10 protein-coding genes are annotated in these 13,057 nt (G+C 46.8%); 7 read left to right on the top strand and 3 right to left on the bottom strand.

Features of this window, described 5'->3' with window-relative positions; genetic code table 11:
* Window positions 1-202: 202 nt before the first annotated feature.
* The gene (locus QUA27_RS17660) at window positions 203-427 is read left to right on the top strand and encodes a type II toxin-antitoxin system HicB family antitoxin (RefSeq protein ID WP_333069394.1); all 225 of its coding nucleotides are present in this window, start codon (window positions 203-205) and stop codon (window positions 425-427) included.
* Here QUA27_RS17660 and QUA27_RS17655 read toward each other — a convergent pair.
* On the bottom strand, window positions 393-1,568 hold the full coding sequence (locus QUA27_RS17655) for a DNA cytosine methyltransferase (protein ID WP_333069393.1): 1,176 nt from the start codon (window positions 1,566-1,568) through the stop codon (window positions 393-395). The two genes, QUA27_RS17660 and QUA27_RS17655, sit on opposite strands and share 35 nt — an antisense overlap.
* On the opposite strand from QUA27_RS17655, the gene QUA27_RS17650 reads away from it, so the two are divergent.
* Window positions 1,554-1,727, top strand: coding sequence for a hypothetical protein (locus QUA27_RS17650; protein ID WP_333069392.1), 174 nt, complete (start codon window positions 1,554-1,556; stop codon window positions 1,725-1,727). The two genes, QUA27_RS17655 and QUA27_RS17650, sit on opposite strands and share 15 nt — an antisense overlap.
* 222 nt (window positions 1,728-1,949) lie before the next feature.
* Window positions 1,950-3,005 (top strand): YheT family hydrolase, encoded by a 1,056-nt coding sequence (locus QUA27_RS17645; protein ID WP_333069391.1) that lies wholly within the window; start codon window positions 1,950-1,952, stop codon window positions 3,003-3,005.
* 382 nt (window positions 3,006-3,387) lie between these two features.
* Here the strand turns inward: QUA27_RS17645 and QUA27_RS17640 are convergent, their stop codons facing one another.
* Complete coding sequence (locus QUA27_RS17640) at window positions 3,388-3,753, bottom strand: N-6 DNA methylase (protein WP_333069390.1); 366 nt, start codon at window positions 3,751-3,753, stop codon at window positions 3,388-3,390.
* Between the two features lie 317 nt (window positions 3,754-4,070).
* Between QUA27_RS17640 and QUA27_RS17635 the strand changes: the two genes are divergently transcribed.
* The 3 genes from QUA27_RS17635 to QUA27_RS17625 all read left to right on the top strand — a co-directional run bounded on the left by QUA27_RS17635 (window position 4,071) and on the right by QUA27_RS17625 (window position 7,770).
* Window positions 4,071-5,669 (top strand): metallophosphoesterase family protein, encoded by a 1,599-nt coding sequence (locus tag QUA27_RS17635; RefSeq protein WP_333069389.1) that lies wholly within the window; start codon window positions 4,071-4,073, stop codon window positions 5,667-5,669.
* Between the two features lie 146 nt (window positions 5,670-5,815).
* Window positions 5,816-6,544 carry a DUF3891 family protein gene (locus QUA27_RS17630; RefSeq protein ID WP_333069388.1) on the top strand — a complete coding sequence of 243 codons (729 nt, stop codon included), beginning with the start codon at window positions 5,816-5,818 and terminating at the stop codon, window positions 6,542-6,544.
* A gap of 257 nt (window positions 6,545-6,801) precedes the next feature.
* Window positions 6,802-7,770 (top strand): YegS/Rv2252/BmrU family lipid kinase, encoded by a 969-nt coding sequence (locus QUA27_RS17625; protein WP_333069387.1) that lies wholly within the window; start codon window positions 6,802-6,804, stop codon window positions 7,768-7,770.
* 52 nt (window positions 7,771-7,822) lie between these two features.
* On the opposite strand, the gene QUA27_RS17620 is transcribed toward QUA27_RS17625, so the two are convergent.
* The gene (locus QUA27_RS17620; protein ID WP_193972401.1) at window positions 7,823-8,179 is read right to left on the bottom strand and encodes a hypothetical protein; all 357 of its coding nucleotides are present in this window, start codon (window positions 8,177-8,179) and stop codon (window positions 7,823-7,825) included.
* 374 nt (window positions 8,180-8,553) lie between these two features.
* Between QUA27_RS17620 and QUA27_RS17615 the strand changes: the two genes are divergently transcribed.
* On the top strand, window positions 8,554-13,050 hold the full coding sequence (locus QUA27_RS17615) for a WD40 domain-containing protein (protein ID WP_333069386.1): 4,497 nt from the start codon (window positions 8,554-8,556) through the stop codon (window positions 13,048-13,050).
* Window positions 13,051-13,057: the final 7 nt, after the last annotated feature.

Genomic DNA, 13,057 nt, shown 5'->3' with positions numbered 1-13,057 from the left:
AGAAAAGTGGGTTAATTATCTAGAACAATGTTCTTCGGAGGTGGAACAGTTAATGAAGTTAACTCCTTCTAAACGCCGCTTTTATCAACAAGGTATGCGGGCTGCAACCCTTATACAGTCTATTTCGTAGACCTCTTTGTCACCCCCCCAGCAACGAAACAATTGAGGTGCTTAGGCAAATCGAAGCACAGGAGACAGAACCATGAAATATACAATTGTTATCCAATGGTCAGAAGAAGATCGGTGCTTTGTCGTGTTTTTGCCCGAATTTGAGGAGGTAATGCAGCCGGTAACTCACGGAGATTCTTATGAAGAAGCTATCTACAATGCGCGAGAGGTACTGGAGTTACTAATCGAGAGTTGTCAAGCTGAAGGTAAACCATTACCAGCAATTAAGAAGCTAGAACGATTATTTCAGGCTGCTTAAATTTGTTCACAGCAATATCAGTCAAATATGGAATAAGTGCAAAACCGATACACTCTGCTAAACGGGGCGGCACGGCATTTCCAATTTGCCACATTGCCTTTTTCATTGAACCTTCAAAAATAAATGAATCCGGGAAAGTTTGCAATCTAGCCATTTCGCGAGCGGAAATAACGCGATTGAGATAAGGATGAATATGAGTGCCACCGTGATTTTCTTTAACAGTCATACTCGGTTTTCCCGGATACTGTCGCTTGAAAGCATCGGCATAGCTTTCGTACAAAGAACCGCCTGGTGGAACTTTAGCAAGTCTTTCCATGTACTCAACAGAATGACGAGTCCATTCGTGGTTAATTTCCGGTATGGGAGTATACTCTGGTAAATCATCAATTGCTGACTCAATCGCTTTGTATTGTTCGGGCAACAATTGCGGCTTCGGATAGGGGTTTGGCATCCCAAATCTATTGGCAATAAAAATGGCTCGCGGCCGGATTTGCGGGACTCCATAGGTTGCGGATTCCAGAACAGCAACGGACATATGGGGATACCCAATTTCCTCAAAAGCCTCGCAAATTGCTTGCTTAACAGTTCCTTTTTGGATAGTCAATATTCCGGGTACGTTTTCCATGACAACATACCAAGGACGTATTTCAGAGACAACGCGGACAAACTCTCTAAATAAGCGATTTCGAGGGTCGTTGGGGTCGCGTTTTCCTGCCACAGAGAAGCCTTGACACGGCGGCCCACCTACAACAACATGAACTTCTGGCGAACCAATTTCCGCTAGAAAATTTTGGGGATTTAAGTTTTTTATATCGTCGCACAAGTGATGGCAATCGGGAAAGTTTTTTGTGTGAGTTGCAGAGGCAATGGGATTAATTTCAAGGCTTGCTACTGGTCGAAAACCTGCTTGCAATAAACCTTGGGTCATGCCGCCCGCACCGCAAAAAAGATCGACAAATGTATAGTCTGATTTTGGCAGTGACTGAGATTCAACATCAATGAATATCTTGTAGGGGTCGCAGTCATTTGCTTCTAGTTCGCGTTGGATGCGTTCGTAACGCCCTAATTTTGCTTTCTTCTGCTTTTTGGCAGGAATTGGTTCTGACTCTTTTGAGAATAAAGACAGTTGTATTGCTTCCATTTTATATTTGTTTACGGCGTTCTATCTGATGTTGCCGACTTGGGGCAGGGTGTAGGGCTCGATCGCACTTCGACTCCAAGTGCGATCGCCCTATTGTACATCTGCGCGGGGATGCAAGACTCAGAAACCCTGTTTCTGAAAGCAACCAGGTTGTTGTAGTTTGGGCGCTCCGCTACAATATGCTAAACCTCGTTAGCTGGCATTCTTCTCTATTCGCCAATAAAGGGTTCCAAATGAATAGCCATTAATATTTTGGCTTGACTTCGCCCTTGAGTGCATTTACTCAAAAAGTATTGCGGTTTTCAGGGTTATTCGCTAGAATAGCCAACCTGTCAAGTAAAAAAATCCCACCAACGAGACAGACATTTCCGACATTCGCTTATGACCAATGCCTATACTCCACCTTGGCTGCTGAACAACGGCCTATTAATGACGTTGTACACCGCATTAAGGGCTAGTCGCGGTTGGGAAAAGACGATCCCTTACCCAGAACCCCCTTACCGAGAACACATCTTTACTGGCGCCTGTGGAGTCCCGATTTTCGGCTGGGTTGCCATCCCCGAAAATCCCCGATATACCATTGTCGGCACTTACGGCATTACTGGCGATCTGGATAATCAATGGTATCTGAAGCTACTAGGCCGTAAAGCCTATGCCCAAGGCTGTGCAGTGGTATTATTTGACTGGCGAGCTCACGGCAAAACTGCCCAACTCTCTCCCACCCTGACTTCTGATGGCCTATACGAAGGCGAAGATTTCGTTCGGATTGCTGCCGCTGCTAAAGAAATGGGATGTCCCGCCCCTTTTTGGTTCACGGCTTATTCCCTGGGCGGACAATTAGCCTTGTGGGCCGTAAAATCTGCTCAGACGATCGCAGATTGGGGGCCTGACTTAGGGATTGAAGAGTCAGAACTAGCAGGCGCGGCGGTGATTTGCCCCAGCTTGGACTCGAACCGTTCTCTGTCTTATCTCGTTAAAGATGAGTGGGGGAAATTTTTAGAAAAAGCGATCGCGCGACAGTTAAAAAAACTAGCAAAACAGATCGCCGCATTGCATCCAGGGGCGATCGATCCTGCCGCTATTGAACGCGCCAACAGCATTTGGGGCTTTGACCACGAACTGGTAATTGGCCCGTTAGGTTTCTCATCTGTGGAAGAATACTATGACGCTAGCAGCGCTCTACACATATTGCCTTACCTCAAAAAACCCACTTTCATCCTCTATGCAGCCGACGATCCGATGTTTGACCCGATTCTTGTCCCTGAGTTGCAAGCCATTAGCGCGAACAATCCGGCCTTAGAATTAGTGGTGACAGCCTACGGCGGTCATGTTGGGCATATCAGTAGTAAACGTTGTCAGCGTCAATTTGCTGATAGCGATCGGTGGTGGGCCTGGAATCGGATTTTACAGTGGTTCGATGCTTTGAGTGTTGATTAAGATTATAAAATAAAACCTGAACACTCCTCGGCAATAGTTGCGAGGATGAAAGGATTAGGGGGTTTAATCGATCTAGTCCAGAACGTTAAAACTATTTCGCAAAAACACTAGACATCTGGGCACAAGCTGAATGGCTTACTGGGACACAATTGTGCATAATTTGCAAAGCCAGTTGACTTAACCTAGATTTGAGGACAGCATAAGGATTAGAAGCAATTCTAGTTGAAAAGAGTGAATAAATATCGATGAATTTATTCGTTTTTTTTAGAATTTTGTCAGCTATTAACTAGGTAAAACTCAAGCTCCAACTCTCAATCTAATCAAACCGCAAATTGCGAGAATTACTCTCTCGTAATGGCTTTTTGTTAACCCAAATTTTTATTTAGCCACTCGAAACCAGCATTCCCCCACCACAAGCCGGGTCTAAAATTCGCCTGTAATTCGGCTCTATTACATCGACAACCAGCTTTACAAGTGAAATTGGAATGAAAAACTCTCCGCCTTTGTGTCCTTCTTTATGAGCAAAATTCCCCAGGAAATACTGATAAATTTTCCCAAAGGCATCCTCAGTAATATTCTTTGGGCGAATCGGATTTAAGATTTTCAACAACTCCCGCAAAATCGGTTTTTCCAAGCTGTTATAATTTCTAGGTAAAGCGCCGCCGAGTTCCTCATTTTCATCTGCGATCGCCTTCATGGCAGCATTAATCGCCCCGCCAATATCCTCAGCTTCCGGGCGATCGATCAAATAATTTCGAGTTCGGTGTAGTTGGCTGGCATTGTTAGTGTTATCTTCCCAACTCCTTGATAGATTCCCTCGTCTTCGGCAACAACAAACAGCACCGGCTCGTACAAACCCTTATTTGAGTTTAGATACGGGGCGATCGCATCAAAACCAAAGAAACCGGATTTGTGGCTGTGGCTGTCGATTTTAACGAAGTATTCTCCTAAAAAACCTGGTTTCTGACCACCCGGCCTCGATTTTCAGCTTTTAGAGAGAGGTAAAAAGTCCCCCGATCGCTACACTATTAACTAAGAACTCAGCAATTTTGGAGAAGAGGTGAATTGAAATTCGTTTCCGACCCGCAAATAAAAGTTAAAATCCGCAAAATGAACGAGCGGGTGCGGTGGCAAGAAAAATCGATCGTCGATCGGGGAATCGACCAAACTCGGATGGTTTTGGAATCTCCAACCACCGACTCTCCAGAGTTTTCGTTTTTAGTCGTAGGCGACAGCGGCACGGGCAATCACCGCGGCTACAATCCCCAGCGGCAGATTGCCGAACTGATGGTCTCGGAGCGCGAAACTTGCCGTTTCGTGCTGCACACGGGCGATGTAGTTTATCTCGTCGGTTCCAGCGAATATTACTTGCAAAACTTTATTCGCCCCTACCGAGAATTTATAGTCGGCGGCGAGCATCCCTCTCGCATTGCCTACGATCGTATGGTGTTTAACTTTCCGTTTTTGCCCGTACCGGGAAACCACGACTATTACGACTTGCCGATAGTCTACGGCATTCTGTCGGCGACAGCTTTGCCGCTGCGCCGGCTGTTGGGTTCCAAGTTGGATCTCGATGTCGGCTGGCGCGGTTCCGATCGCGGAAATACCTACGCCAAAGCGTTTCTCGACTACCTGCAAGCTCACAAAATGCCGGGAGAGCTCGATCGCCACCTAGACGCCCACTACACTGCCAGCACCAGCACAGGCCGCTGCCTCCGCTACCAACCCGGACGCTTTACCCGCTTACCCAACCGCTATTACACCTTCCGCAGCGGCGGCATAGACTTCTTCGCCCTCGACTCCAACACCTTCAACGAGCCCTTACCGATCCCGAAAACCAAACAGGGCGACATTCGCCGCCAGAATTTGGAACTCGATCGCCAGAAATTGGAACAAGAAAAATTGGTAATGCTCGAAATGTGCGATCGGCTCAACCCCCAAATTCCCGAGGAAGCCGAACAGCTAGACGACTTAGGCGCCAAGTTAGAGCAAGTTGACGAAATGTTGATGGATATTGACAAACAACTGTCCCCCGACAAAACAGCCGCCACCGACGTTGAACAGCTCGAATGGCTGAAAAAAAGGCTGATTGACTCTTGGCGCGATTCCGAGGTGCGGGGGCGGGTAATTTACCTGCACCACCCCCCCTACGTGACAGAGGCAACAAAGTGGAATCAAGCTCAAACTTTGGCGGTTCGGTTGCGATTGCGCGAGGTGCTCGACTGGGTGGCTGATGCAGTTGGGGAAGTGGCGCGGGGGCGTCCGCTAGTAGATTTGGTGCTGACTGGCCACGCTCACTGTTTGGAATACCTGCGGACTGGGGATACCGGACATGGCGACTCTGGCATTAATTGGATTGTCTGCGGCGGAAGCGGCCACAGTCTCCGCCGCCAGCGCCCGGAAGGACCGGTGTTGCAGGAAGCATCGAGTCCAGAAGATCGGTTGGCGCGGCAGTCTGGTTCCGAAACAGCAAGCCGGCGGGTAGCGGAATCTTTGCTATTTGTCGGTCGCAGCGGTCAAGGTTCCCACAAACGCCGTCCTTATTCGTGTTTGCGGATTGATGTTCTCGATGGGTGTCCCCCGAAGTTCCGCATCCGACCTTTGGTTGTTGAACGATTTGAGGGGAAATGGCAGGATATCTCGATCGAACCTTTTGTGATTTAACTTTCGTTTTTCTGTAAGTCTCGATCGCCCTTAAAAATCTGGACTTTGACCGATTCCGGTTCCCCCCTTTTTAAGGCGCCGGGGCGATGGATAGCGGAATGCTGGCACAAAATACTCGTATTAACTTAATTGAGGAGAAAAATTCAATGATTGCTAACTTAACCGCAACGGGCTGGGAAATTATTTACCACCGGGCCCACGCTTTGCTCGCGGCCCAACTTGGCGGACAGTGGAAGCGCTCGAAATCTCCGGTTCGCCTCTACGAAACCATAGCGGCTATTTCGCATCACGACGATTTGGAGAAAGAATGGGAAGAAAATATTTTGACTGAAGCGGGCGCGCCCTTTGATTTTACCTTGCAGACGGAAACTTCTGTGCCGAAAATTAAAGCCATGACGGAGAATTCCCTATATCGCGGTAGGTGGGTAGCAATGCTGATTTCTATGCACATGAGCTATCTCAATGAAGGAAAGCGGGGAGAGTCGAAGGAACTCGACGAGTTTTTGGACGAACAACTGGAAAATCAAAAAAAATGGCAAAAAGAGTTGAATATTTCTCAGGAAGATGCTAAGGCAGCTTATGCTTTTTTCCAGTGGTGCGATCGGCTATCATTAATTCTTTGCAGCCGCGAGTTACCCGCCGGAGAACGAGCTTTAGAAATTAGTGTCGGCCCGGACGGCAAGCGCTACGATATTGTACAGCACAGCAACGAACTCGTGACTGTAACTCCTTGGCCTTTTGAAGAAGATAAGTTTACTGTTAACGTCGAAGCGTGCCTTTTGGATAAAGTCAAGTTCGACAGCAACAAGGAAATCAAGGAAGCGTTGCACAAAGCTCGGCGCGAAGTCTTAGAGTGGACTTTTGTCAAGTCTTAATTAAACCTTTGAAAAATAGGTGAAGGTTGTTGTCGGAGTTTAGCGGGCATGGCAGTTGTGTTAACTTAATGTTAAAACCATGTCTAAATCAGGGTTATAGTTGAGTCTTGCTCCCCCTTAACTCCCCTTAATAACGGGGGATAAGAACAGTCAAAATGGGTTTTATTAAGGGGGATGCGATGGCGCTCGAAACTTGGATACAAACCAAAACAATCTAGGGTTTCCGTTCAGCCATTACCCATTACCTATTACCAACTATGAAACGTTCAGCTTGCCTAATTTTCAATCCCGCCGCCGGCAACAGCGACCCCGACCAAGACTTAGCTAGGATTCAGGAACTTTTAGAGCCTTTTATTGACTTAGACATTCGGCTGACAGCCCCCGAATTAGACGCAGATCAAATCGCCCGCGAAGCAGTTGCTAGGGGGGTTGAGGCAATTATTGCTTCCGGGGGCGACGGCACCTTGTCCGCAGTTGCTGGGGCGATTGTCGGCACAAATATTCCTTTAGGAATTATTTCGCGGGGAACTGCTAATGCTTTTGCTAATGCTTTAGACATTCCCAATACTATTGACACCGCCTGCGAAACTATTTTGGGAGGGTTGACGCGGGTGGTGGATGCGGCGATTTGCAACGGTGAAAAGCCGATGGTTTTGTTAGCTGGAGTGGGTTTTGAGGCGGAAACTGTCGAACTAGCCGATCGCGAAATGAAGAATCGCTGGGGAATGCTGGCTTACATCCTGTCAGGAATTAAACAGTTAAACAATTTAGAAAGATTTGAAGCAGAAATCGAAACCGAAGATAGAATTATCAGCCTTACTGCTGTGGCCGTGACAGTGGCGAATGCAGCGCCGCCTACTTCCATTTTAGCTCAAGGCCCGGCGGGGATTGTTTTTGATGACGGCTTGCTGGACGTGACGCTGGTGGCGCCTCAGAATAAAGCTGGGGCGATCGCAGCTTCTTATCACCTATTGCAAACAGCTTTGACCGGCAATCCTACAGATCGCGACGACATCGGTTATTTGCGGGCAAAAAAAGTAACGATTAGTACGGAGCCGCCTCAAAAAGTGGTTTTAGATGGGGAAATCATTGGCATGACTCCAGTTTCTATTGAGTGCGTTCCAGGAGGTTTAACTATTTTTGTACCGCGAGTTGAAGAAGAGCCAGTAGTGGAAAAACTCACCGGTTTAGCGGACATCGAAATTACATTGAAACCCTTAACTTAAACTTTTTAGCGACACAAATAATCAGAAAGACCGCCCGGGCGGTCTTTTGTTTTTAGGCTTCTAGAATTTGACGAATCCGACGCTCTAAACGTTCGAGGTCGAGTCCGCCTTCATCGCGGCTGATGCGGCGCACGGTGACGTTAACATTGCTCAAATCTGCCAGCAAATCTTGGAGAATTTCTTGTTGCTGCCGAGCTTGAGTTATTTCGCGCGGTTCCTGCACCAAATCGCGGATGATCGTGTCTTCCGCGCGCGAAGCAACGATTGGATCTGCTTCGCCGTCTATATGCACGAAAGTGCGCCGACCGGGCCCGCGTTCTTCTTCAATTGGTATTACTGCTGTTACTCGATCGGAGCGTACATATTTGCCAAATCCCAGGTGGACTAAGACAGAAGATTGTATTTTCATAGATAGCAAGATTTATTTGTTAGTTATCTATATTTTAGCTTTTCCCTTCAAGATATAACAACTCATATAAAAGTTTATTTTACTACAAAATAGGTCGGTATTTGCTCTGTTTATTACTGTCATTTTTTGGAAAATATGCTAAGCTAATTAACTGAATATAACCTACGCACGGGTAGTCAGAAACCTGGTTTTTTCCGAAAAATTTTTGTTCCAGCCCGCAGAGTCTGTAAAAACCAGGTTTCTTTTGCCGGAGTGCGTAACTCCTGTTAACATAAAATTAGAGCAGTTTGCGATCGCCCGCAACGCATTTCAGGGACGCAGCCACCGGATTTGAGATTTGAGCATTACTCCCACGGACAAACAGGAAGACCTCCATGATCCCAATTAGTCTCGACTTAGTTATCAGTCTCCTGACGGCAATTCCCTTCGGCACCGTCAAAGACAAGTTTCAGCGAAACGAAACTGTCATCAAATTATTAAAAAGATTTAACCTCGACCCCGATGCTCCGCCCGCCGATTTCGCGGGAGTCTATGTTTATACTTTAGTAGAGTACGGCGCTGGCAAACCCAAGCAAATTTTAGAACTGTTTCGCCAAAAAGAGATTGAATCAGCATTTCGCAAAGCTTTCGAGTCCGATAGCCCAGCCATTTTAATTCAAGCAGGCGATGAATATCTGAATGATAGTGCTTTAGGCAAAGAAATTCGAGATTTAGGCATTGACCCCCGACGGGAATTCATGGCATTTGCCGCCGTGTTTATGGAAGTAGCAAAGCGGACGCGGACGCTGGGAGATGTGATGGTGGGAAATGCGCTCGCCTCTTTGCAAAAACGCCTCTCTATGGTAATGGATCGCATCGAACGCCTCCCCACTATCGAAGGAATTCGCACCGAATTTGCACGACTGGAAGCTGAAGATTATCCCGCACTTCCAGCAGCCGAATCAAGCAATATTCAAAAGTCTAAAGTTTTTATTTTATCGCAACAAGTTCGAGGTTGGTTTGAAACATTAAGTTATCGGTTTGAGAAATATGAAATTTGGGAAGATAACTATTTTGAATGGATTATCAATGTTCCCGTCAGACGCAATCGGTACGATCGCATTTTAGTGCGCGGCATTGCCGGAGAAGCCGGACTCAGGGATATCTCAGCTTTGCGCGAGTCTGTGGAAAAACAGCGCACCGATGAAGGCTGGTTAGTCACCGCCCGCCGCATCAGTCGCGCCGCGCGGGATGAAGTAGAAAAAGATGAAAATCGCGATTTAGCTTGTTATACCTTCGATGAATTACTCGACCAAGATGCCGATTTCACCGCTTACCTGGATTGGCTAGAAACAGAAATTACTAGCCGAGAAATTGATACCAAATATGTGCCGCTAGCCTGTACGAAAGAAGAAATTGACCCCGATACTCACCGCAAGATAGGCGTGAGTCATTATGACGGGCGAGATGGCTGGATCGAAGGTTATATTGACCTGTGGTTGAATGACCCAGTAAAAGAACATATTTCAGTTTTAGGAGAATTTGGAACCGGGAAAACTTGGTTTGCGATGCACTATGCTTGGATGGCGCTGCAACGCTACCGAGATGCTCAAAAGCGCGGCTTAGAACGTCCGCGTTTGCCGTTAGTAATTCCTTTGCGAGATTACGCCAAAGCAGTTAGCGTTGAGTCGCTATTTTCCGAGTTTTTCTTTCGCAAGCACGAGATACCTTTGGCGGGTTATTCTGCTTTTGAACAACTGAATCGCATGGGCAAATTTCTGTTAATTTTCGATGGTTTTGACGAAATGGCAGCTAAGTGCGATCGGCAAGAAACCATCAACAACTTCTGGGAACTAGCAAAAACCGTCGTTCCCGGCGCAAAAGTCATCCTCACTTGCCGTACCGAACACTTTCCTGAAGGCAAGGAAGGACGGGCATTGTTCAATGCAGAACTGCAAGCATCAACAACCATTTTAACAGGCGAAACTCCCCAATTTGAAGTCTTAGAATTAGAGAAATTTAACGACGAGCAAATTGGGCAAGCGCTGTCATTTCAAACAGAAGCAGCGACAGTCGAAAAAGTCATGGGAAACCCGCAACTATTGGATTTAGCGCGTCGCCCGGTGATGACCGAGTTAATTTTGGAAGCATTGCCCGATATTGAAGCAGGAAAACCAGTCGATATGTCGCGGATATATCTGTATGCGGTGCGGCGGAAGATAGAGAGAGATATCAAAGCAGAACGTACTTTTACTTCTGTAGCAGATAAGCTTTACTTTTTGTGCGAACTGTCTTGGGAAATGCTGTCTACCGACCAAATGAGCCTGAATTATCGCGGTTTTCCCGATCGCATTCGCAACCTGTTTGGTTCCGTCGTCCAAGAGGAAAAAGACTTAGACCACTGGCACTACGATATGATGGGTCAGACAATGCTGATCCGCAATGCAGATGGGGATTATACTCCAGCCCACCGTTCGTTATTAGAGTTTTTTGTCGCTTATAAATTTGCGGCGGAATTGGGAGTTTTGGCGGCAGATTTTACCGAATTAGTTGCGCCTGAACATTCTTGTTTAGATCCTAATGCAGCGCCTCAAAAATATACTTGGTCTAATTATTGTCGATTGCAAGCCCTGAAGAGAAATAAGGGTGAACTTATCGCAGCTTTGCAGGGATTTGTTGCTGAAGATTTAGGGCAACTCCGTCAGAGTTTCGGACACGCGCCGCTGACAAAAGCAGTGATGGATTTGTTGTTACCAATGGTAGGGGCGGTGTCCTCGTGCCGGCCCTGCCTCGATGTAGGGGCAGCTACGGAGGAATTATTGGAAATTGTGGAAGCAACGCGGGGAAAAACAGAAAGTGAGGTAGGTTATGTGGGAGGGAATGCGGCGACGCTGTTGGTGAAAATCGATCGCACTGCCTTAGAAACAAAAGACCTTGCTCGTGCGGTTATTTTAGGTGCTGATTTTACAAATGCGACGCTGCGTGGCGTCAACTTTGCTGAAGCTAATTTGGCTAATTCTGATTTTACTAAAATCTTCAGCAGCGTGCGATCGGTCATATTTAGCCCTGATGGGAAACTGTTAGCTACAGGTGATACTGATGGCATAGTTCGCTTGTGGGAAGCTAGCAGTGGCAGAGAAATATTGACCTGTAAAGGACATACCAACGTGGTGGAGTCAGTCGCCTTCAGTCCTGATGGTGAGATCCTTGCTAGCGGGAGTTATGACAAAACGATCGAGTTATGGAATGTCAAGACTGGTGAATGTTTAAAAGTTTTGCAGGGACATACCGAATCAGTAATGTCAGTCACCTTCAATCCCGATGGAAATATACTCGCTAGCGGGAGTTACGATCGCACGATAAGGTTATGGGATATCCGCACGGGTGAATGCCTCAAAATTTTGCAAGACCATACTAAAGTTGTATGTTCAGTTGCTTTCCATCCTGCTGGTGAGATGCTTGCCAGTGGAAGCGGTGACGAAACAGTGAGGCTGTGGAATATCGGTACTGGTGAATGTGTCAAAACTTTGCAAGGTCATACTAAAAACGTGTTTTCAGTTGCTTTCAATTCTGCTGGTGAAATACTTGCTAGTGGCAGCGGCGACAAAACAGTGAAGCTGTGGAATATTGGTAGCGGTGAATGTCTCAAAACTTTGGAGGGACATTTCGATCAAATAAAGTCGATCGCCTTTAGCCCAAATGGCGAAATACTTGCAAGTGGCAGTCACGATCGCACAGCAAAACTGTGGGATATCAACAGCGGTGAATGCTTGAATACTTTGCAAGGGCATAACGATCGAGTAGGGTCAATCGCCTTCCATCCTGGGGGTGAAATACTTGTTAGCGGCAGTTACGATAAAACGCTGAAGCTGTGGGATATCAACAGCGGTGAATGCTTGAATACACTGCAAGGGCATAGCAATCAAGTAAGGTCGATCGCCTTCAGTCCTAACGGTGAAATGCTGGCCAGCGGCGATGACGCGCAAACAGTCAAGCTGTGGGATATCAGCAGTGGTGAATGCCCCCAAATCTTGCGCGGACACCTCGATCGGGTAAACTTAGTTGCCTTCAATCCTTCGGGTGAAATACTTGCCAGCGCTAGTTACGACCAAACACTGAAACTGTGGGATATTCGCAGTGGTGAATGCCTCCTTACTTTGCCAGAATTTGGCAATGAAACACGATCGATCGCCTTCAGTTCAAATGGTGAAATACTTGCGAGTGCAGGTTATGACCAAACGGTGAGGCTGTGGGATATCGTTACTGGCGAATGCCTCAAAACGTTGGACGGGCATAACAATTCTGTACACTCGGCTGCTTTTAGTCCTTTGGGCGAGATATTTGCCAGTGCAGGTTTTGACGGAACGGTGAAGCTGTGGGATATCCATACTGGTGAATGCCTCCAAATCTTGCAGGCGCATACGAATTGGGCACCCGGGATCGCCTTTAGCCATAACGGTGAAATACTTGCCACTGGAAGTGTCGATCGAACTATAAGACTATGGGATGTCCGCAGTGGTGAATGTCTCCAAATCTTGCAGGGGCATACTGATTGGATACGTTCAGTTGCCTTTAGTTATTCGGGTGAAATAGTTGCTAGTGGAAGTGTAGATGGAACGGTAAGAATATGGGATATCCGTACAGGTGAATGTCTAAAAATTTTGCAAGGTCATACCAGTAGAATTAACTCAGTTGCCTTCAGTTCAAATGAAAAAAATATTGCTGCTTGTAGTCGGGATGGAACAATTATGATGTGGGAGATTGAGACCGGTGAGTGCCTCAAAATACTCAAAAGTGACAGACCTTATGAAAACATGAATATCACAGGAGTTACAGGTTTAACGGAAGTTGAAAAAGCCACGCTCAAAGCTTTAGGTGCTGTTGAAAATTAATCATCGA

It is taken from the genome of Microcoleus harperi Pol14_C6 (assembly GCF_036701295.1).
Taxonomy (GTDB): Bacteria; Cyanobacteriota; Cyanobacteriia; order Cyanobacteriales; family Microcoleaceae; genus Microcoleus.
The sequence above is the reverse complement of the archived record's forward strand: the minus strand, read 5'-3'. Positions and strand labels throughout refer to the sequence as shown.